Origin of the sequence: Sphingomonas sp. PAMC 26617, assembly GCF_000242835.1 — a bacterium.
In the GTDB taxonomy this organism is placed as follows: domain Bacteria; phylum Pseudomonadota; class Alphaproteobacteria; order Sphingomonadales; family Sphingomonadaceae; genus Sphingomonas.
Window position 1 is genome coordinate 2746772 of the sequence record NZ_JH594425.1, and the last position, 21506, is coordinate 2768277.

The 21506-nt window shown below is 67.8% G+C and carries 15 protein-coding genes; 7 read left to right on the top strand and 8 right to left on the bottom strand.

The annotated features are described in order from the left end of the window. Nucleotides 1–11 precede the first annotated feature (11 nt). From RH91_RS12165 to RH91_RS12175, 3 genes are all read right to left on the bottom strand, one after another. Nucleotides 12–3062, bottom strand: a complete 3051-nt coding sequence (locus tag RH91_RS12165) for a glycosyl hydrolase family 28-related protein (protein WP_010163046.1) — start codon at nt 3060–3062, stop codon at nt 12–14. An 84-nt stretch (nt 3063–3146) separates the two neighbouring features. Further along, nucleotides 3147–6188 (bottom strand): TonB-dependent receptor plug domain-containing protein, encoded by a 3042-nt coding sequence (locus RH91_RS12170; protein WP_029623818.1) that lies wholly within the window; start codon nt 6186–6188, stop codon nt 3147–3149. A 56-nt stretch (nt 6189–6244) separates the two neighbouring features. After that, a complete protein-coding gene (locus RH91_RS12175) occupies nt 6245–9253 on the bottom strand; it encodes a glycosyl hydrolase family 28-related protein (protein WP_010163048.1) in 3009 nt (1002 codons plus the stop codon). Nucleotides 9254–9465: 212 nt separating this feature from the next. On the opposite strand from RH91_RS12175, the gene RH91_RS12180 reads away from it, so the two are divergent. Next, a complete protein-coding gene (locus tag RH91_RS12180; protein WP_051116686.1) occupies nt 9466–10035 on the top strand; it encodes a gluconokinase in 570 nt (189 codons plus the stop codon). Between the two features lie 30 nt (nt 10036–10065). Here the strand turns inward: RH91_RS12180 and RH91_RS12185 are convergent, their stop codons facing one another. Further along, entirely contained in the window at nt 10066–10743 is a 678-nt protein-coding gene (locus RH91_RS12185) for a FadR/GntR family transcriptional regulator (RefSeq protein ID WP_010163050.1), read from the bottom strand. A gap of 291 nt (nt 10744–11034) precedes the next feature. Here RH91_RS12185 and RH91_RS12190 point away from each other — a divergent pair, with 291 nt between their 5' ends. The 3 genes from RH91_RS12190 (at nt 11035) to RH91_RS12200 (ending at nt 13818) form a co-directional block, all read left to right on the top strand. Continuing rightward, on the top strand, nt 11035–11298 hold the full coding sequence (locus RH91_RS12190) for a helix-turn-helix domain-containing protein (RefSeq protein WP_051116725.1): 264 nt from the start codon (nt 11035–11037) through the stop codon (nt 11296–11298). A 19-nt stretch (nt 11299–11317) separates the two neighbouring features. Continuing rightward, a complete protein-coding gene (locus RH91_RS12195) occupies nt 11318–12415 on the top strand; it encodes a Gfo/Idh/MocA family protein (RefSeq protein ID WP_010163053.1) in 1098 nt (365 codons plus the stop codon). Nucleotides 12416–12570: 155 nt separating this feature from the next. Further along, nucleotides 12571–13818, top strand: coding sequence for a CaiB/BaiF CoA transferase family protein (locus RH91_RS12200; RefSeq protein WP_010163054.1), 1248 nt, complete (start codon nt 12571–12573; stop codon nt 13816–13818). 193 nt (nt 13819–14011) lie between these two features. Here RH91_RS12200 and RH91_RS12205 read toward each other — a convergent pair whose 3' ends face one another. The 4 genes from RH91_RS12205 to hflK form a co-directional block, all read right to left on the bottom strand. Then, nucleotides 14012–15670, bottom strand: a complete 1659-nt coding sequence (locus RH91_RS12205) for a helicase HerA-like domain-containing protein (RefSeq protein ID WP_010163055.1) — start codon at nt 15668–15670, stop codon at nt 14012–14014. Between the two features lie 105 nt (nt 15671–15775). Beyond that, nucleotides 15776–17311 (bottom strand): Do family serine endopeptidase, encoded by a 1536-nt coding sequence (locus RH91_RS12210; RefSeq protein ID WP_010163056.1) that lies wholly within the window; start codon nt 17309–17311, stop codon nt 15776–15778. Between the two features lie 110 nt (nt 17312–17421). Further along, nucleotides 17422–18237, bottom strand: coding sequence for a protease modulator HflC (gene hflC, locus RH91_RS12215; RefSeq protein WP_010163057.1), 816 nt, complete (start codon nt 18235–18237; stop codon nt 17422–17424). A 38-nt stretch (nt 18238–18275) separates the two neighbouring features. After that, a complete protein-coding gene (gene hflK / locus RH91_RS12220; RefSeq protein WP_010163058.1) occupies nt 18276–19436 on the bottom strand; it encodes a protease modulator HflK in 1161 nt (386 codons plus the stop codon). A 71-nt stretch (nt 19437–19507) separates the two neighbouring features. On the opposite strand from hflK, the gene RH91_RS12225 reads away from it, so the two are divergent. From RH91_RS12225 to RH91_RS12235, 3 genes are read left to right on the top strand one after another with little or no spacing between them, the layout of a single operon-like run. Beyond that, nucleotides 19508–20470 (top strand): Mrp/NBP35 family ATP-binding protein, encoded by a 963-nt coding sequence (locus RH91_RS12225; protein WP_029623820.1) that lies wholly within the window; start codon nt 19508–19510, stop codon nt 20468–20470. After that, entirely contained in the window at nt 20449–20895 is a 447-nt protein-coding gene (locus tag RH91_RS12230; protein WP_010163060.1) for a CoA-binding protein, read from the top strand. Before RH91_RS12225 ends, RH91_RS12230 begins: the two co-directional genes overlap by 22 nt. 33 nt (nt 20896–20928) lie before the next feature. Then, the gene (locus tag RH91_RS12235) at nt 20929–21465 is read left to right on the top strand and encodes a hypothetical protein (protein ID WP_010163061.1); all 537 of its coding nucleotides are present in this window, start codon (nt 20929–20931) and stop codon (nt 21463–21465) included. Nucleotides 21466–21506: the final 41 nt, after the last annotated feature.

Sequence of the window (21506 nt, forward strand, 5' to 3'; positions counted from 1 at the left end):
GCGGAGTTCCGCTATCCCGCCAGCGCCACGCGGTATACCGCATGGTGCGTCAGGACGAACAGCGTCCGCCGGTCCGCGCCGCCGATCAGCAGTTGCAGCGGGCGCGCGGGCACGTCGATCCGGCCGAGCGCGCTGCCGTCGGCGGCGTAGACGAACACCTGTCCGTTCGCGACATAGACGCGGCCCTGCGCATCGACCGCGACGCTTTCGCCGCCACGGTTCGCAAACGGCTTGAGGTCGACCACTGCGCCTTGGGCCGCGAGCCGTCCGCGATAGGTCCTGTTCTCGGACCCGTTGGTGACGAACACCGGTTCGCCCGGTCGCGCTACGGTGAAGCCATGCGCATCGAGGGAGTCCGAAAAGCGCCAACCCCGGAAGGACGACGGACCCTGCTGGAAGGTGCGATAGGCGGGCAGGGCAATGCTGCCGTCGGGCGAGACATACTGCTGCGGCTTGGCGAGCGCCATGTCACGCGCGTACATCTCGGCGAGGGTCGGGTAGGTGTAGCTCCCGAGATCCAGCTGATCCTTGAATTCGCCATTGACCCAAGTGTTTACGGGCAGAACTGTCGCCGCGGTTGGATGATCGGTCGCAAGCGTTGGAGCGATCGTCACGATCGCGCCGTCGGGGGTGCGCGGGTTCAGGCTGTAGACCGTCCCGTTGCGCCCGTCCGACGACAGGACGAGCAGGTCGCCGGACTGCTGGACCGCGAGATTGACCGCGTCGAGCGGCGCGTCGCTGACGATCGACAGCCCCGTATCGGGCGCCCAGCGATGGATGCGCTGCGCATGCCGGTCGACGAAATACAGCGACCCGTCCTGCCCGATCGCCCCACCCGAAGCCGAGTAGAAACCGTCCGCGATCCGCTCGGCGGTGCCGAGCGACGGCGCTTGCGCAACGGGGGCTGCCGCCCCGGACAGGTCGAGCGCGGCGAACTCCCGTTCGCGCACCTCCTTGCCCGAGGCCATGTCCTGGATCGCGTTCTCGTACGGAAATTTGCTGACGCGTAAATAGGTTGCACAGCCTTGCTCGTCGCAGGTGCCAAGCCCGCTCTCGGCATTGACGTGGACGTTGCGAAACCGGACGGCGTTCGTCCCGTACAGCCGCACCGCCGTCGGCGCGGGCTTGATCGAGCGTGTGACGCGATACGCGTGGTAATTGGCGATCAGGATATCGCGCGAATCGCGGATCTCGAACGAGTTCGCGTCCTGGCTCTCGCCGGCTTCCTCCTCGGTCTGCGGCGCGAGGAATTCCCAGTTGGCGACATGGTCGAGCACGAACTCGCTGCGCGCATGGTGCTCGCTCGACATCTGGTAGACGTGACCGGGCGTCGTCGTGTCGGACACCAGCATCCCCGCCGAGGCATAGGTATCCGGCGTCCACAGATTGGCGAACGTCCCGCCGCCGCCGCGCGTCACCCACAAGCTCGGATATTGCGCATCCCAGCGTTTGGCGGGGTCGGCGTCGCCGCTGTGGTTGGCGTTGTACGGATCGAACCGCGATCCATCGGCGAGATCGGTGCCGTGGCCGCCCTGGAACTTGACGTCCTCGACCAGCGACTGCGCCCCCGCCATCCACAGCAACGCGGTCGCGCGCGGGTTGATCCCGCCGGTGAAGAGCCCGAGCCCGGAGACGATCGCAGTACCGCCGTGCGCGCTCTCGATCAGCGGCCTGGCGCTGCCGACCCCCTGGAAGGCGGGCGTGCCGTCGGGGAGGATCAGCTGCGTCAGGCTCGGGTGGAGTGCGACCAGCACGCTGTCGGGCCGGAGCTTGAGCGTATCGGTGACGACATAGCGGCCGGCGGGGAAATAGACGGTGCGGTGCGTATCGATCGCGTGCTGGATCGCAGCGGTGTCGTCGGTGTGGTCGTCGCCCTTCGCGCCGAGCGTGCGGACGTTGGTCCAGTCGGTGGTCGGCGGCAGTGCGCGGATCGCCAGCGCCGCGGGCGCGGGGAGCCTTGAGATCGGCGCGGCCTTCATCACGGTCTGATAGGTGCCCGTCGTCCCCAGCCCGGGAACCATCAGGCCATAGCCGAAGGACGCGACGCGGTAGCTACTGCCAGCGCCGCCGACCGTCCGCCCGCTGTCGCGGAACCGCGCGAACACCGGCGTCGCACGCGCCAGCGCGTTCTCGAAGCCGATCTGCGTGAAGACGGTGTTCTCGTTGCTGATGACGACCGCGGCCTTGGTGATGCGGTCGAACTTGACGTCCTTGCCCCACAGCCAGTCGCCATAGCCCCGGTCGATATCGATCGCGGTCGGCATGTTTCGGAACGCGACGTTGACCAGCGTGAGGTTCGCCTCATGCTCGCGAATTCCGGCCTCGCGCTGCCCGTCGAAGCTCGAATCGAGCAGCGTGAACTGCCACGCGGGGGAGGGTTTCTCGGTCAGGATGCCATAGCGGCCGCCGTGGAAGTGCAGGTCCTGCGCCTGATTGGCGACCTGATACAGTCCGGCGAGCCCCGACCCGATCTGGAAGTCGATATGCGCGAGATAGGCATGTTGCGCGGCGTGGAAGCGGATCGCGGTGGCGGCCGGGTTGCCCTTGCCGATCACGAAATCCACGTTCGACAGCGCAGGGTAGAAGGTGCCGGGATTGGCATCCGCGATCGCCGGATTGAACGGCACGCTGCCGGGGGGCGGGAAGGGCGTGCGATAAGCGGCAGCCGTATCGACCGCGCCGGGTTTCGCGCCGGCAAAGATTACCATGTTGGCGAGCCCCTGCTGGAAGCCGGGGGTCGCATCGCCGAGCACGATCACGGGGCGCGTGTTGCCGACCCCGAAGACGCGCACCCCGGGCCAGAGGAAGATCGTCCGGCTGATCCGGTAGCGCCCCGACGGCACGAACACGATCCCGCCGCCACCTTTCGCCGCCGCCGCATCGATCGCGCCCTGCAGCGCCGCCGTATCGTCTGCACGCCCGTCGCGCACGCCCGCGACGGTGACCGCGCGGGGGTCCTGCGGCGCGGTCCGATAGTAAGACGTCGAGGCGAACGCGGGTGCCGCCGCCCCGCACAGGCTCGCCAGCAGCGTCAGACGGAACGGGAGCGACCTGGCGGCCATGATAGGTCCTTCAACAAAACGTCCCGACCACCGGCCGGGACGAGGGGTTGCCGCGACCACCGGTCGCGGCGGGGGAGGGTAAAGTCAGAAATTGTAGCGCATGCCGATCCGGAACATCCGGCCAAGCGTATCGTACAATCCCTGGTTGACGTCGATTCCGGTGTTGGTCTGCGGCGATGGTTCCGGATCGCTGTTGAGCAGATTGTCGATCTTGAAATAGGCGTTGAGCTTCTTGGTAACGTTGAACGACCCGCCGATGTCGAGATAGAAGGCACCCGGCATCGTGTTGTTGTCGATCGTCGGCCGCTGCGTGTTCTGCAGCGGGGTGCGCCCGGTCGGACAGGTGCCCACGCTGCACACGACATATTCGTTGCTGTACACACCGTCGCTGAACCAGCGTTCCTGCACGTTGAAGCTCACCCGGTCGCTGCTCCATGTCTGCGTCGCGAGGAGCTTCCACGACGGCGTGTTTCCGGCATTGACGCCCGCGCCCTGCGTCGGGATCGTGCCGGGAACGCCCGGATCGGTGATGAAGTTCTTCACGTTGGTCGCCAGCCCGCGGATCGCGATCCGCCCGGGAAGCCCGACCTTGTCGAGCGAGGTCTGGTAGCTTGCCTCGATATCGAACCCGTCGGTGAAGATCGACGCGAGGTTGAACGCCTGGAGATTGACGAACGGCGTGCCGGTCGCGGGGGCCAGATCGAACGCGCTGCACAGCGTGGTGACGCCGTTGAAGCAGAGATTGACCTCCTGCTGCGCGTTGAGCGTCGAGATCACGCCGTTGAGCTTGATCCGGTAGTAATCGAACGAGGCGCTGAACCCGGGGAGCAGCGACGTCCGCGTCAACACGATACCCGCGGTGGTATTGCGCGCGATCTCGGGCTTGAGCGCGGTGTTGCCGATCGCATTCTGCAGGATGGTCAGCGCGCTGCCGTTGAACGGGTTGGTGAAGTTGGGGACGGTCGTGGTGATCGGCGCGGCGAACAGCTCGGACAGGTTGGGCGCGCGGACGTCGCGCGAGGTGACCGCGCGCAGTCGGATGCCGTCGATCGGCGTGTCCCAGGTGCCGCCGATCTTCCAGGTATAGACCGTGCCCGACGTGCTGTAATTGGTCACGCGGCCCGCGACGTTGAGGTTGGCTTTCCCCAGCTGTTCCGAATTGACGAACGGCAGGTTCACTTCGAGGAACCCTTCCGCGACGTGATAGCTGCCGCGGCCATTGTGGTAATTGCCCGCATACCAGTTCGCGCCATTGGTCGAGAGCAGCGGGTCGGCCGGGTAGGCAGCGGAATTCGGGCTCTCGCTCGACACGCCATTGCCGTAGGGATCGCCGACGACATGGTAGAATTCGTTGCGATATTCCGCACCCGCCGCGACCGAGACCGGCCCCGCCCATAACGTCAGCGGCGAGCCGCTGAAGCTGAAGTTGAACGCGTCCTGCGTCTGGCGGGTATGCTGGAACGGGCCGTTCTCGGGTTCGATATAGGCAAGCGCGGCCGCGCTCGGCGTCGCCCCGCCGATGATGTTGATCGGCACGCACCCGCTCGCACGCGCTGCCGCACTCGCGCAGACGATCTCGCCGTTGAGCCGGATCGCCTGGATCGCGGCATTGTAGCGCGGGGTCAGCGTGATGTTGTCGACGTTGATGTCGGTGATGTTCTCGCCATGCTCGTAGGAGACGTCATACGACCAGTCGGTCCCCAGCACCGGCACCTTGCCCGCGGCCCCCCCGACGAAGCGATATTGCTTGCGCGACGGATAGACCGTGATGTTGCGCGGAAGCTCGCCGTTGCTCGTGCCGAACTGGAACTGCGTGATCCCCGCGGTCGCGCACGCCGCCTGGATCGAGGCGGGGACATAGGGGTTCGAACATTGCAGCGTCAGCCCGGACTTGGTCGCGCCCGGGTTGGGCTGGTTCATCGTGTCGACCTGCGCGATGTTGACGGTCGCATAGATCTCGTTGTTGGCGTCGATGTCGAACCCGACACGGCCATAGCCATTGTAGCGATCCAGCCGCGACTGGAGCGTGGTGCCGATCCCGACGTTGCCGGACAGGTCGCCGCCGAGGCAGAATCCGCCAGAGGCGAAACAGCCCGAGACGTTCCCCGCCGCATTCTTCGCGGGAACGCCGTTCGAGCCATATTGGAACGGGAACGGGTTGCCGTTGACGTCGAACGCGGTGCCCTGCAGCGGTCCGGCGCTAATCAGCCCGTATTTGGTATATTGATACGCCTGCGCGTGATCGCGCACGAGATATTGCGGGGATCCGTCGTTGGTGATGCCGCGGTTGACGAAGGTGGTCGTGCGATACCAGTTGCGCGACCCCGCCAGATCCTCGCCGAACCCGCCGGCGGGGACGCCATCCTCGTGATCATATTCGCCGCTGAGCTGGACATGGAGCCGGTCGTTGAAGAACGCCTTGCCGACCGCCGCCTGGAACAGCCCCTGCTTGTTGTCGCCGTAGGTGGTGATGCCGCCCTGGACGTTCGCCTTGAACCCGACGAAGCGCTTGGCGGTGATGAAGTTGACGACACCGCCGACCGCATCCGACCCGTAGGAAGCCGACGCGCCGCCGGTCACCACGTCGACGCGCTTGACCAGCAACTGCGGGAACAGGCTGATGTCGGGCACGCCGGTCACGTTCGCGCCGACGACGCGCTGGCCGTCGAGCAGCGTCAACGTGCGGATCGTGCCCAGGCCGCGCAGCGAGAAGGAGCTCAGCCCCTGCTGGCCGCTCGAGGTGCTGTTGGTGCCGGTGGTGACCCCGCTCGACCCCTGCAGCGAGGGCAATTGCGCAATGGTGGTGAAGATGTTGGGCTGCGCGTTGCGGGCGATGTCGGCGACGCCGATCACGGTCGTGGGCGTCGGCGCGGTGAAGCCGCTCGCGGTGATGCGCGAGCCCGTGACGACGATGTCGCTGTCCGCCGGCGATGCGTCGGGCGCGTTGGGCACCGGGCCGGGGGCGGGGATGACCGCCTGGTCCGGGACCGACTGGCCCGCGTCCGGGGCGGTCTGCGCGCTTGCCGGGACCGCAAGGGCGATCGCGATCAGCGAGGCGACGCTCGCCCCGAGCAGGATCCCGCGGCGCCGTGCGACGGGAGAAGTGTCTGAAACGATGCTAGCCATGATAATCCCCACCTGTTTGTTTTATCGTTTATTCAAAGTCGTTTGCGCTCGCCAGCTCATACCCTGACCGAATAGAGCGCATGGTGCGTCAGGATGAACAGCGTTCGCCCGTCCGCCCCGCCGAAGATCAGTTGCAGCGGCCGCTCGGGCACGTCGATCCGGCCGATCGCGCTGCCGTCGGGGGCATGGACGAAGACCTGCCCGTTCGCGATGAAGACGCGCCCCTCGCCATCGACCGCGACGCTTTCGCCGCCGCGTTCCGTGAACATCTTGAGATCGGTCAGCGTGCCCCCCGCGCCGACCAGCCCGCTGAGCGTGCGCCCTTCGGACTCGTTGCTGACGAACACGCGCGACCCGGTCTTGCCGCGGACGAAGCCATACGCATCAAGCGTATCCGAGAAGCGCCAGCCGACATGGTCGGGCGTGCCCTGTTGCCAAACCCGGAACGCGGGGAGGACGAGGCTGCCGTCGGGCGAGACATATTCGAGCGGTTTCGCGGTGGCCGCATCGCGCGCGAACATCTCGCCGAGCGTGGTGAAATGGTCGGTCTTCGCGTCATATTGGTCGCGGAATTCGCCGTTGTTCCACCAGTTGACCGGAAGAAGCGTGGTCGCGTCGGGATGCGCGGCGGCGGGCGTCGCCGGGATGACCTGCAGCGCGGCTTTGGGGGCGGCCGGGTCGAACGCATAGACGCTCGCCTCCGCGCCGAGCGAGGACAGGACGAGCAGCTTGCCCGACGCCTCGACCGCGAGGTTGACCGGGTCGAGCGCGGCGTCGCGCACCGTCTCGAGCCCCTTGGCCTCGGTCCAGCGATGGATCCGCTGGAAGCGATGCTCGACGAAATAGAGCGCTCCCCTCGCATCGACTGCCGCGCCCGAGATCGAGAAGAACCCGTCCTCGAGCTTGCGGACCGGACCGATCCCGGGGATCGCCGCCGTCGGCGCGGCGACGACCGGGGTCGCGGGCAGGTCGAGCCGCGCGAACTCGCGCTCGCGCAGCGCGACGTGGCGGGTCTTGTCGACGATCGCATTCTCGAACGGGAACTTGCTCGCGCGGACATAGGTGCCGCAGCCCGCGGGCTCGCAACTCGCGAACGCGCTCTCGGCGTTCACATGGACGTTGCGGAAGCGGATGTCGCTGCTGTTGGTGAGCTGGACCGCGGTGGCCGCCGGGTGGAAGGTCCGCGTGACGCGATAGCTGTGGTAGTTGGCGAACAGCAGGTTGCGCGAATTGCGGATCGCGAGCGACACCGCGTCCATTCCCTCGCCGACTTCCTGCTCGGTCTGTGGCGCGAGGAACTCCCAATTCTCGACCCCGTCGAGGACGATCTCGTTGCGGACGTGATGCTCCGCCGACAGTTCGTAGACGTGCCCCGGCGTCTTCGTGTCGGAGACGTAGAAGCCCGCCTGCGCGAAGGTATTCGGCGTCCACACGTCGGCGAAGGTGCCGCCGCCGCCATCGGTTACCCAGATGCTCGGATATTGCGCGTCCCAATGGTTGTCCGCGACCGGATCGCCGCTGCGCGCGCTCTTCGCGCCGAGCGGGAGGCCGTCGGCGGTGGGGGTTCCGCCGCCGCCCATGATCTTGACGTCGTCGAGCAGCGAGTCCGCGCCCGATCGCCACAGCAGCGCCGACGCACGCGGGTTGATCCGCCCGGTGAACAGCCCGATGCCGGAGACGATGTTGCTCCCGCCGCGTGGGGTCTCGAGCAGCGGGACGACGCCGCCGAGCCCGGCGTGCGCGGGGTTGTTGTCGGGCAGGACGAGCTGCGTCAGCGCCGGATGAAGCCCAAGCAGCACGCTGTCGGGCTTGAGCTTGAGCGGCGCGGTGATCCGGTAGAATCCGATCGGCAGATACACCACGCGGTGCGTGTCGATCGCGCGCTGGAGCGCGGCGGTATCGTCGGTCTTGCCGTCGCCGACGACGCCGAGCGTGCGCGCGTCGGTCCAGTCGCTGACCGCGGGCAGGGCGCGGATCGCGGGCGCGACGGGGGCGGGGAGGGCGGGGAGCGCGGTGATCTGCGCCTCGGTCGCGACCGTGCCGATCGCGCCGAGCGCTGGGACCGCGACGCCGTGGCCGAATGCGGTGACACGGTAGCTGCGGCCCTTGCCCGCCATCGTCTTGCCGCTTTCGCGGAACTGCGCGAACACCGGCGTGTCGGTCGCGACCGCGTTGTCGAAGCCGATCTGCGTGAAGACGCTGTTCTCGCGGCTGACGACGACGCCCGCGCGCGACACGCGTTCAAAGCGGACATCCTTGCCCCACAACGAATCGCTGTAGCCCGGGTCGATCTCAATCCCGACCGGCGTGTCGCGGATCGCGACGTTGACCAGCGTGAGGTCGACCTCATGCTCGCGGATCGCGGCATCGCGCTGGCCGTCGAAGCTCGAATCGATCAGCGTGAACTGCCACGCGGGCGAGGTCTTCTCGGTGACGATGCCATAGCGGCCACCGTGGAAGTGCACGTCCTCCATGACGTTGCCCGCCTGGTAGACGCCGGCGAAGGCGGAGCCGAGGCGGAAATCCATGTGGCTGAGGAAGGCATGCTGCGCGACGTGGAAGCGCACCGCGGTCGCCGCCGGGTTCCCCGCGCCGATCTCGACGTCGACGTTGCTCATCGCCGAATAGAAGGTCGCCGAATTTGCGTCGCGCACGTCGTCGCGCGGCGGGACGACGGTGGTGACGGGGACGGGGACCTTGCCGACGTTATACTGGTCGCCGCCGGTGAAGATCACCATCGTGCCGACCCCGCTCTGGAACCCCGGCGTCGCGTCGGCGAGCACCAGCACAGGGCGCGTTGGCCCCACGCCGAAGATGCGGATGCCCGGGGGCACGAGGATGCTGCGCGACACGCGATACCGGCCCGAGGGGAGGAACACGATCCCCGCGCCCTGCCCATCGGCGCGGCGCGCGGCATTGATCGCGTGCTGGATCGCGGCGGTGGCATCGGTCCTGCCGTCCGCCGCCTGCGTGACGGTGATGGCCAGCGGGTCCTTCGGGGTGGTCGCCAGCGTCGAGCGACCGGCCTGCGCGGTGCCGGGCAACAGCATCGCCGCCGTCGTCATCAGCCAGACTGCGCTTCTCTTGATCACGTCGACGCTCTCCCGGGCCCAGCGCCTGCAAGGCCGGACTGCTGCTGGATAGTCTGAGTATTCGGGTGTGCCATCCGCGACCAAGGTCGTAGTTTTCATCCGCGCGGGCGCTGCGCTAGAGCGCCATCCGGCATGGTCCGGCCTCGCGCGATCGTGGAGCGCAGGGGGCCGTGCGGTACAAGGACATGACTTTGCAACGGGCATCCGCCACCAGCACGATCGCGCCGATGGCGGTCATCATCATGGGCGTCAGCGGCAGCGGCAAATCGACGCTCGGGGCGATGCTCGCCCCGATGCTGCACGCCAGCTTCGTCGAGGGGGATTCGTTCCATGACGCGGCGGCGGTCGCGAAGATGCGCAGCGGCCATCCGCTCGACGATGCGGATCGCTGGCCCTGGCTCGACCGGCTCGGCACGGCGATCGGCGTGCGCGTGCGCCGCGATGGCGTGGCGGTGGCGGCATGCTCGGCGCTGCGCCGCGTCTATCGCGAGCGGCTTGCCACCGCGATCGGCCAGCCGACGCGGTTCATCCTGCTCGACGACAGTCGTGCGGAACTGCAGCGGCGGATGGCGGCGCGTGCCGGGCATTACATGCCGCCGAGCCTGCTCGACAGCCAGATCGCCACGCTCGAACGCCCCGCGCCCGACGAGGCCGCGACGATCCTCGACGCCAGCGCCCCGGCCGAGGACCTGAGCGCCGAGGCCGTCGTATGGCTGACGCGCGAAGCGGCACGGCTGCGCGCAGCGCAGGCGTAGGGTTTCCGACCCCGTCGCGCGGGCGGTCCGCTAGGGCATCAGCCGCTTGCGTCCCTCCGACAGATGCCAGCGCATCGCGAGCGCGGCGCCGTCCGGGTCCTGCACCCGGATCGCTTCAACCACCATCTCATGCTCGCGCAGCATCGCGCCGATCACCTCGGGCGGGCGCGAGCGCGAGATGTCGACGCCCGCGCGCATGATCCGCTCGACATCCGCGAACAGCGCCTCGAACGCGATCAGGAACGCGGGGTTGGCGGTCGCCAGCATCACGCGGCGGTGGAATTCCATGTCCTCGTCATGCGCAGGCGCGCTCGACAGCAGGGCGGTGCGGAGACGGAGCAACCCGTCCTCGATCTGCGCCATCTCCTCGTCCGAGCGCCGCGTCGCGGCAAGCCGCGCCGCCTCCGCCTCGAGCACGAAGCGGACCTCATAGGTGCCGAGCGTCGCGGACATATGGTCCATCGGCATGAATGCGATCAACTGGTCGGACGGGCGGCGCTTGACGAACGACCCCGCGCCACGCCGCGCCTCGGTGATCCCGTCCGACGCGAGCCGAACCAACGCCTCGCGCACGATCGTCCGCGACATGCCGAAGGTCTCGGCGAGCCGCGCCTCCGACGGCAGCCGGTCCCCCACCGCCAGCGCGTCGGCGTTGATGATCTCGACGATGCCGGCATAGGCCCTGTCGGCCAGACGCCCCTCGCTCATCGGTCTCTCCCTCGCAATCTTCGCAGCGGCCAGAGTAGCCGAAGCGTCGTCGCATTCAACGCAGATGCCGGGATGGCACACCCGTGGTCAAGCTGTCGGACAGCATTGCGTCAAATTGGCAACAAATCGCAGAATATGACGCTGTGGAAACAATGGGGGGTTGAACCTGTCCAACCAATTTGCCTAGTGTAATGCAGTGAGGACTCGAAAGCGGGCCTTGCGCGACCGGCGTGTCCGGTCGGACGAAGTGCGTGCAACGTCACGCCCAACGCTACAGGGAGAGGTTGCGTGATAGCCGATCAATCGCATGTGCCGTCTTGTGACGCTGCCCCGGACCAGCCGCTCGCGCTGCTGACGCCGACCCAGCGCAAGGTGCTCGACGGCGTGTCCTCGGGCCAGCTCAACAAGCAGATCGCGTTCGACCTCGGGATCGCCGAGGCGACGGTCAAGGCGCACATGACCGCGTTGATGCGCAAGCTCAAGGTCCGGAACCGCACGCAACTCGCCATCACCGCGCAATCGCTCGGGTGGCAGGGGCAGATGCTTGCGTACTGATACAATGGGAAAACCGGTGATGGACTTCGGGCGACGCGACCTGCTGCTCGGTTCCGCCGCGCTCCTGCTGGCGAACAGCAGCGCCGCGCGTGCGGTGCCGGGACGCAAGCTCGGCTATGCGATCGTCGGGCTCGGCAGCTACGGGCTCGGCGTGATCATCCCGCAATTCGTCAATTGCACGCACAGCCGCCTTGCCGCAGTGGTGAGCGGCGACCGCGCGAAGGCGACGCGGGTCGCCGCCGAGCATGGCCTCGGCGCGGGGGCGATCTACTCCTACGCCGATTTCGACCGGATCCGCGACAATCCCGACGTCGATATCGTCTATGTTTGCCTGCCGAACGCAATGCACGCAGAGTTCACGATCCGCGCCGCGCGCGCGGGCAAGCACGTGCTCTGCGAAAAGCCGATGGCGGTGTCGGTCGCCGAATGCGAGGCGATGATCGCGGCGTGTCGTGCGGCGGATCGCAAGCTGATGATCGGCTATCGCTGCCATTTCGAGGCGTATAATCTCGAGGCGGTGCGGCTGGCTCGGAGCGGGGCGGCGGGGAAGATCCGCTACGTCCGCAGCGAGCATGGCTTCGTCCAGCACAATCCGGCGGCGTGGCGGCTCAAGCGGGCGCTGTCGGGCGGGGGCTCGCTGATGGACATGGGCATCTACAGCCTGCAGGCCGCGCGCTACATGACCGGCGAGGAACCCGTCGCGGTCACCGCGCGCGAATCGACCGACCGGCGCGACCCGCGCTTCCGCGAGGTCGAGGACATCCTCGACTGGACGCTCGAATTCCCGTCCGGCGCGATCGCGAGTTGCCAGTCGATGTACAGCGCCGCGCAGAACCACGTGCTGCTGATGGGCGACGCGGGGCGGATCGAGCTCGAACCTGCGACGCGGTATACCGGCAACCATATGTGGGTCGGCGAGGACGGTCGCGAGAAAGCGGTCACCCCGCCGCCGGGGCCGCGCGTCACGCAATTCGCAGGGCAGCTCGACCATATGTCCGAGAGCGTCGTCGCCGGGCGAGAGCCGATCGTCTCGGGCGAGGAGGGCCTGCGCGACATGCGGATCGTCGAGGCGATCTACCGCTCGGTACGCGAGGGGCGGACGATCCGGCTGGGGTAGGAGGGCCGGAACCGCCACCTCTCCGTTCGTTTCGAGCGTAGTCGAGAAACCTGGCACAGCGCGGGGTTTCTCGTCTTCGCTCGAAACGAACGGGGGGGGGCAGGAAAATGCCGGAGCCCCTCGCCCGGCACGGAATTTCGTGGCAGCACGCGGGCATGTCCGATCTCCCGCCTCCCGCCGCACCGACCCCCAAAGCGCTCGAGGGCGTCAAGGTCCTCGACCTGTCGCGCGTCCTCGCCGGCCCGTGGGCGACGCAGATGCTGGGCGACCTCGGTGCGGACATCCTCAAGATCGAGCAGCCGGGGCAGGGCGACGATACCCGTCGCTGGGGCGGACCCGCGCTCGCCGACGGCTCGGGCGATTCCGCCTATTTCCTGTGCGCGAACCGCAACAAGCGCTCGCTCGCGATCGATCTCTCGACCCCCGAGGGCGCCGCGCTGATCCGGCGGCTGGCGCTGCAGAGCGACATAGTGGTCGAGAATTTCCGCGTCGGCGGGCTTGCGAAATACGGGCTCGACCATGCCGCGCTATCCGCGCTCAACCCGCGGCTGATCTATTGCTCGATCACCGGCTTCGGGCAGACCGGGCCTTATGCCGACAAGGGCGGCTATGACTTTTTGATCCAGGCGATGGGTGGGCTGATGAGCATCACCGGCTTGCCCGATGGCGTGCCCGGCGGCGGGCCGATGAAGGTCGGCGTGCCGATCGTCGACCTGTTCACCGGCACCTACGCCACTGTCGCGATCCTCGCCGCGCTGCGCCACCGCGATGCGACCGGGCAGGGGCAGCATATCGATTGCGCGCTGCTCGATACGCAGCTCAGCATGCTGTCGAATCAGGCGTCGCGCTATCTCAACGGCGGCGCGGTGCCGGGGCGGTTGGGGAACGACCACCCCGATATCGTGCCGTATCGCGATTATGCGTGCGCGGACGGCGATATCGTCGTCGCGCTTGGCAACGACCGGCAGTTCCGCGATTTCGCGGCGATCCTCGGGCTGGGCGCGCTGCTCGAGGATCCACGGTTCGCGAGCGTATCGCTGCGCAGCGCCAATCGCGCGGCGCTGCACGATCTGGTCGGCCCGGCGGTGGCACGGTGGCAGGTGGACGATCTGGTCGTCGCGATGGAGGCGGCGAAGCTTCCGGCGGGCAAGGTGCAGGGCATTCCCGAGATCCTCGCGGATCCGCAGGTTGCGGCGCGGGGCGCGGTGCAGACGCTGGCGCGCGACGACGGCACGCCGCTGCGGGTGGTCGGTTTCCCGGTGATATTGTCGGAGACGCCGGCCCGCTACGATCGCGCACCGCCGCGCGCCGGGACGGATACGCGCGCGGTGCTGGCGGAGGTGCTGGGTGTGTCCGAGGTGGAGCTGGATGCGCTTGCGGCGGGTGGGGTGATTTCTGGTTAGAGCGCTGTTGTTGTTCAAAGAATGCGCTTCCCCGGCGAAGGCCGGGGCTCAGTAGCGAAGGTCGCCGTTCTCGCGCGGTGCGCGCGCGAACTGTTGCGCCGCTACTGGGCCCCGGCCTTCGCCGGGGAAGTGTAAGAAGGGGGAAGAGCGGGAAGGGGAGGGTGATCGGCAAGGCCCCCATCACCGCCCGCCATCACCGCCCCTTGAACAGCCCGCCCAGCACACCGCGCACGAGGCTCCCGACGATCCCGCCCGAAGCCCCGCGCGACGAGCCGAATACCGCCTTTGACACCTCGTTCGCGACCTGCCGCCCGACCGCCGAAGACGCCGACCGCGCCGCCGAGGTCGCAACCCGGTTCCACGGCGAGTTTGCCGCGGCGAGCGCGTCGTCCTTCGCCTTGCGGTCGGCCTCGCGCTGTTCGGCGACGCGCTGTTTCTCCGCCACGCGCGCGGCGACCGCATCGGCCTTCGCCTGGACCGCGGCAGCCTTGTCCGCGGCCGACTTGGCGGTGGCTTCGGCGGCGGCGGCGGCGGCTTCCTGCGCCTTGCCCGACAGGATCTCCTCGGCCGAGACCCGGTCGATCGGCGTGTCGTATTTCGTGCCGACCGGATCGGTCTGGATCAGCACGCCGCGCTCGACCGGCGTCACCGGGCCGACGCGCGAGCCCGGTGGCGCGATCAGTATGCGTTCGACCGGCGCGGGCGAGCCATCGGGGAGCAGCATCGAGACGAGCGCCTCGCCGACCTTCAGCTCGGTGATCGCGGTCTCGACGTCGACCCCGGGGTTCGCGCGGAAGGTCGTCGCCGCCGCGCGCACCGCCGCCTGGTCGCGCGGGGTGAAGGCGCGGAGCGCATGCTGGACGCGGTTGCCGAGCTGCCCGGCGACCGTATCGGGAATATCGATCGGGTTCTGCGTGATGAAATAGATGCCGACGCCCTTCGAGCGGATCAGCCGCACGACCTGCTCGATCTTCTCGAGCAACGCCTTGGGTGCGGCATCGAACAGCAGATGCGCCTCGTCGAAGAAGAAGCACAGCACCGGCTTGTCGGGATCGCCCACCTCGGGGAGATGCTCGAACAATTCGCTCATCAGCCACAGCAGGAAGGTGGCGTACAGCTTGGGGCTCGCCATCAGCTTGTCCGCCGCGAGGACGTTGACGATGCCGCGGCCCTTGTCGTCCGTCCCGATGAAATCGTCCATGTCGAGCGCAGGCTCGCCGAAGAAATGCTCGCCGCCCTGGCTGCGCAACTGGAGCAGCGCGCGCTGGATCGTCCCGACCGACTGTTTGGAGACGTTGCCGTAAGTGGTCGTCAGTTCCTCCGCGCGGCCCGCGCAATCGACCAGCATCGCCTGCAAGTCATCGAGGTCGAGCAACAGCAGCCCGTCCTTATCCGCGACGTGGAAGGCGATCGTCAGCACGCCTTCCTGCACCTCGTTCAGGTCCATCAGCCGCGACAGGAGCAGCGGTCCCATCTCGCTCACGGTGGTGCGGATCGGATGGCCCTGCTCGCCGAACAGATCCCAGAACTGCACCGGGGTATCGGCATAGGCCCAGGTCGCATCCCCGATCTCGGCGGCGCGCGCGGCGAAGGTGGCGTGGGTCTTTGCGGTGGGGGAGCCCGCCATCGCGAGGCCGGAGAGATCGCCCTTCACGTCGGCGACGAAGCAGGGGACGCCCGCCTTCGACAGGCCCTCGATCAGGCCCTGGACCGTGACGGTCTTGCCGGTGCCGGTCGCGCCCGCGATCAGGCCGTGCCGGTTGGCGCGCTTGAGGTCGAGCTGTTGGGGCTTGGTGCCGCCCGTGCCGGCGCCGATGAAAATGCCACCTGGGGCAATAGGGGTGTCGGTCATTACAGGGCCTCCCGCGCGCGCTGTTGCGGGCAAAGCTATTGCGCGAAATCGGTGGAGGCGGAAGGAAAATTCCGCTCCCCCGGTGGGGGGAGCGGAACGTTCGTCTTACTTCTTGAGCTTGACGCCGATGAACGCAGCCGGGTTGCGCCCGCGGACCAGCAGCAGCGCGATCTGCGTGCGACCGGCGGCCTTGGCCTGCGCGACGGCTGCGGCGAGCGCTGCCGGGGTCGTCGTCGGTGCGCCATTGGCGGAGATGATGACATCGCCGCGCTTCAGGCCCTTGGACGCCGCGTCGCTGGTCGGATCGACCATCCCGACGACGACGCCCTGCACCGACGAATCGATGCTGAAGGTGCGCGCGATCGGCGGGGTCAGCGTCTGGACGGTGACGCCGAGCGCGTTCGGCACGGCCTTTGGCACCGTCGGCGTATCGTCGTCGTCGCTCATGTCGTCACTCTCGGCACCGCTCGCCTTGGCGATCAGCGCTTCCTCGGACGGACGCGTACCGATCACGGTCGCGATCGTCATCGGGCGGCCCTGCCGCAGGATGTCGATCGGGACGCGGCTGCCCGGCGTGATGTTCGCGACGAGATAGCTGAGCGACTGGTCGGGGTTGACCTGCTTGCCATCGACACGCAGCACGACGTCACCGACCTTGAGCCCGGCCTTTTCTGCGGGCTGGCCCGGCTCGATCTGGCGGAGCAGCTCGCCCTGGTTCTTGGGCAGGCCGAACGAGTTGGCGAGATCGTCGTCGATCGGCTGCGGGCCGACGCCGAGATAGCCGCGCGCGATCGTGGTGCCCTTCATCAGCTTTTCGATGACCGGCTTGGCGTCGTCTGCTGGAATGGCGAAGCCGATCCCGATGTTGCCGCCCGATTGCCCTGCGAAAATCTGCGAGTTGATGCCGATGACGTTGCCCGACAGGTCGAACATCGGGCCGCCCGAATTGCCTTGGTTGATCGCGGCATCGGTCTGGATGAAGCGATCATACGCGCCGCCGCCCGTCACGCGGTGCAGCGACGAGACGATTCCTGCGGTCACCGTGCCGCCGAGACCGAACGGATTGCCGATCGCGACGACCCAGTCGCCGACGCGCGCCGCGTTGGAGTTGCCGAACTTGACGAACGGCAGCGCCTTGGCGTCGATCTTGAGCAGCGCGAGATCCGACGTCGGATCACGGCCGATCAGCTTGGCGACATATTCCTTGCGGTCGGTGAGCGTGACGGTGATCGAATCGACCGTCGCGCCCTTTGCGCCTGCGGCGACGACGTGGTTGTTGGTGACGACATAACCGTCGGGCGAAATGATGAAGCCTGATCCCAGCGACGTCGCCTGGCGCGTCACCGGCGCGGCGCCACCGCCCTGGCTCTGGTTGAACAGACCCTCGAACGGCGTCCCCGCGAACGGATTGGGCTGCTGTGCCTGGGTGATATGCTGGCTGGTCGAGATGTTGACGACCGCAGGCTGCAGCTTGGCGACCAGATCGGCGAAACTCATCGGCGCGCCGGCCTTGGGCGCGGTCGCTGCCATGGCGGCGGGTTCGTTCTGCGCGGTTTGCGCACCGCTCATCGTGGGGAGCGCGATGGCGGTCGCTGTGCCGCTCAGCAACAGGGCGGCGGTGATGGCGTAGGCGTAGCGCACTAGTGATCTTCCTCTCGTCTACCGTGAACGGCAACGCGCATAGTCATACGACGCGATGCTGAACGACGTTTGAATATGAACCGTTAGTCAGGCGAAATGGATGCACTCTATCACTTCTTGCCCTCGAATTGGCGCAGATAGGCATTGTCGCCCGACAGAACCATCGACGTGTCGCCCTTCGCCTCGGACCCGAAAGTCGTGCGGTAGGACTGCATTGCGCGATAGAAATCGTAGAAGTCGGGGTCCTTGTTGAACGCCTCGGCATAGATCTGCGCGGCCTTCGCGTCGGCTTCCGCGCTGATGATCTGCGCGTCCTGCTGGCCCTTCGCCTGGATCGTCAGGCGCTCCTGCTGGCGTGCGGTCTTCATCCGGTCGAACGCGCTCTGCAGCGGGGTGCCAGCGGGAAGATCGGTCCGCTTGATGCGGACGTCGATGATCTGCACGCCATATTGGCTCGCGAGTTTCTGCAGGCCGGCACGGATATTGTCCATCACCTGCCCACGCTCGGGGCTGAGCAGCGACGCCGACGGGCGCTTGCCGAGCTCGTTGCGCAACGCCGAGCTCAGCAACGGCTGGAGCTGGTCGATCACGCGCTGTTCGGTCACCGAGGTGCTGCCGGTCGACGTCACCGCCTGCAGCGGATCGACGATCCGGAAGCGCGCATAGGCATCGACCTCGAGCCGCAACTGGTCGGTCGAGAGCACGGGCTGCTTGTCGAGCTCGACGTCGAGCACGCGCTTGTCGACCCAGATCAGCCGGTCGACGAACGGGATCCGTGCGGCGAGGCCAGCGCCGGTGCTGCCGAACACTTCGTTCGGCTTCCACCGGTTGATCGTGCGGTAGGGCTGTTCGAAGCGCAGGATGACTGCCTGGCTCGTCTCGGGAACGATCGTCAGCGAACTGGCGAGCAGGATCAGCCCGACCATGGCGGCGGCGCCGAGCGTTACGGGGTTACGGGCGAGATTCACTGGGCTGCTCCCGGAGCGGGCGTTTGCGGGGCGAGGGCGGCGGGCGCGATCGCATCGGGAAGCTTCTTGCCGCGCGACAACGGCAGATAGGGGACGACGCCCGGTGCCTCGACGATCGTCTTGTCGCTGCGCGCCAGCACCTGCTCCATGGTCTCGTAATAGAGACGACGGCGGGTCACCTCGGGAGCGAGACGGTATTGCGCGTACAGCACGTCGAACGAGGTCGCATCCGCCTGCGCGCGCGCCAGCGTCTGCTGCGCATACCCACGCGCCCGGTTGATGTTGCCCTGGGCTTCCTGCTGCGCGGCCGAGACCGCCTTGAAATCGTCGATCACCTGCGCCGGGGGCGAGGCGTTCTTGATCGCGACGCCCTGGATGCGGACGCCCGAATTATAGCGGTCGAGGATCGACTGCATCTGCTCCTCGGCGCGGACTTCCATCGCGTCGCGGCCGCCACCGAGCGCCTGGTCGAGCGATACGGTCGCGACGACCGCACGCATCGCGCTTTCGGCGGTCGCGCGGAGCGTCGACTTCTGGTCCTTGATCTGGAACGCGAAGTCCTGCGGGTTGCTGATGATCCAGCGCACCGAATAATCGAGGTCGACCACGTTCTGGTCGCGCGTCAGCATCAGGTTCGCGCCCGCGCCTTCCTCGGGGAAGGTGTCGGTGCTGATCTGCGCGACGTCGACCTTGGCGACCGACGACAGCGGCGCGGGCATCGTCAGGCGGATACCCGGCTCGAGCGTCCCGGCATAGCGACCGAGGAACGTCACGACACCGCGCTGCTGCGGACCGATCGAATGGACCGCGGTAAAGGCGAGCCACAGCACGAGGATGATCCCGACGCCGATGATCCACAACTGCGTCGGCGAGGGCGTGCCGGGGATCCGCGGGCGACCGCCGAAGCCGCCACCATTCCCGCCGCCGCCGCCCGAGGTCCGCGCGCGCTTGAGGAATTCGTCGAGCGCGCTCGGCCCGGTCTGTTTTCCGCGCGGCGTGCCGCTTGGCGGTTGCGCCCAGGGATTGCGCGGGCCACCCCCGCCGGGCGTGCCGCCCTTGCCATCGTCGTCGGAACCGCTCGGAGGGCCGCCCCAGGGGCCCTTGTTGTCGGCGGTAAGGATGGAGAGGCGGCGGAACCAGCCCGAAAGGATCGTCATATGACCTTTATAGGGGGCAAGACTTACGAAAAACAGTGGCAAGCGTACGCCACGCGCCTATCTGCACGCGGATGACCGATCCAGTTTCGCTAGACGCCATGCTAGCCCCCGTTGCGGGCACCCGCGCCACCGGCCGTATCGAAGGCGACCGCGCCAGTATCGTGGTCGATGTCAGCGGTCTCGACGAGGCCGAGCGCGATTCGCTCGAAGCCAATGTCCGCGCGTTCGCGGGCGGCCTACCGGGCGTGGCGACGGTGCGCGTCGCGCTCACCAGCCAGCGCAGCCAGCGGCTTTCGATCGCGGTGGCGAGCGGAAAAGGCGGCGTCGGCAAGTCGACCGTGTCGGCCAATCTCGCGATCGGTCTCGCCGCGCGCGGGCGCCGCGTCGGGCTGGTCGATGCCGATATCTACGGCCCGTCGCAGCCGAAGCTGATGGGGGTCGAGGACGCCAAGCCGACCGCGCGTAATAAAGTGTTGCAGCCGGTGCCGACCCCGTTCGGCGTGCCGATGCTGTCGATGGGGATGCTCGTCGCCGCCGACCAGGCGATCGCGTGGCGCGGGCCGATGGCGGCAGGCGCGTTGCAGCAGATGCTCGACGCGAACTGGGGCGAGGCGGATACGCTGGTGCTCGATCTCCCGCCGGGGACGGGCGACGTCCAGCTCACGATGATCCAGAAATACCGGCCGCAGGGCGCGGTGATCGTCTCGACCCCGCAGGATCTCGCGCTGATCGACGCGAAGCGCGCGATCGACCTGTTCGTCAAGGCGGGTATTCCGATCATCGGGCTGGTCGAGAACATGGCGGGCTATGTCTGCCCTTCGTGCGGGGAAGTGTCCGATCCGTTCGGCAGCGGCGGGGCGGAAGCGGCGGCGCTCGCGCTGGGGATTCCTTTCCTCGGGCGGATCCCGCTCGACATGGCGGTGCGAATTTCGTCGGACGCGGGGCAGCCGTCGGTCGCGGGTGACGGCCCGGAGGCGGTCGCGTTCGGTGCCGTTGCGGACAAGGTTGCCGTATGGATCGGGGCGCAACGCTGATGCTGACGCAGGACGCCGAGATCGCGACGCTGTTGCGCGAGACCCGGACGATCGCGCTGGTCGGTGCCTCGGACCGGCCGCATCGGCCATCCAATGGCGTGATGCGGTCGCTGCTGGCGCATGGCTATCGCGTGATTCCGGTCAATCCGCAGCTGGCCGGGACCGAGATCAACGGGGTCGCCGTCGTCGCCGCGCTTTCCGACATCGCGGAGCCGATCGATCTGGTCGACATCTTCCGCAATTCCGCCGCTGCCGGGGAGACGATCGACGCGGCGATCGCGATCGGCGCCAAGGCGGTGTGGCTCCAGCTCGGGGTGATCAACCCGGAGGCGGCGGCGCGCGCCGAGGCGGCGGGATTGCAGGTGGTGATGGACCGCTGCCCCGCGATCGACATTCCGCGGCTGGCGATTCCGCGCATCGCCTGAAATTTGCCATGATCGCACCGCAGCTTGAATACCATGCTGTTGCTGATCCTCGCCGCGCAGGTCGCGACATCCGCCCCGGTCGCGCCGTCGTCCGCGCCGTCGAAGCCCGCGTGGTCGATCCTCGATCCGGTCGGCACCGAACCGTGCAAGCCGCGTGACGGGGCCAAGGCGAAGCCCGACGACATCATCGTGTGCGGCAACCCGTTGCCGTCGCAGGCGCTCCCGTATCCCAATGAGGTCGTGCTCGATCGACCGAAGCCGTCCAACCCCTATAGGACGGGAACCGGCGCGCTGGCGGTGGAGAGCAGCGCGCCGTGCGCGACGATGCAGGGGGGGTGCCCGGGTGGCATCCAGTTCTTCAGCGGCGGGACCCAGGTGGTGCGGCTCGTGCAGAAGCTGGTGTCGCCGGGGAGCTGTTGCGAGGACCCGGGGGAGGGCAAGGACCCGATCCGCCTCGGCAAGGACATTGCGCACGGGATCGGCGGCGTGTTCCGCAAGAAGCCGGACAAGTCCGGCCGCGTTGCGATTTCGCTGGAGGACGAGCCGCGGCCGTCGGTGATCCTTCCCTAAAAAGCCCCTCCCCTTCAGGGGAGGGGTTGGGGGTGGGGCAG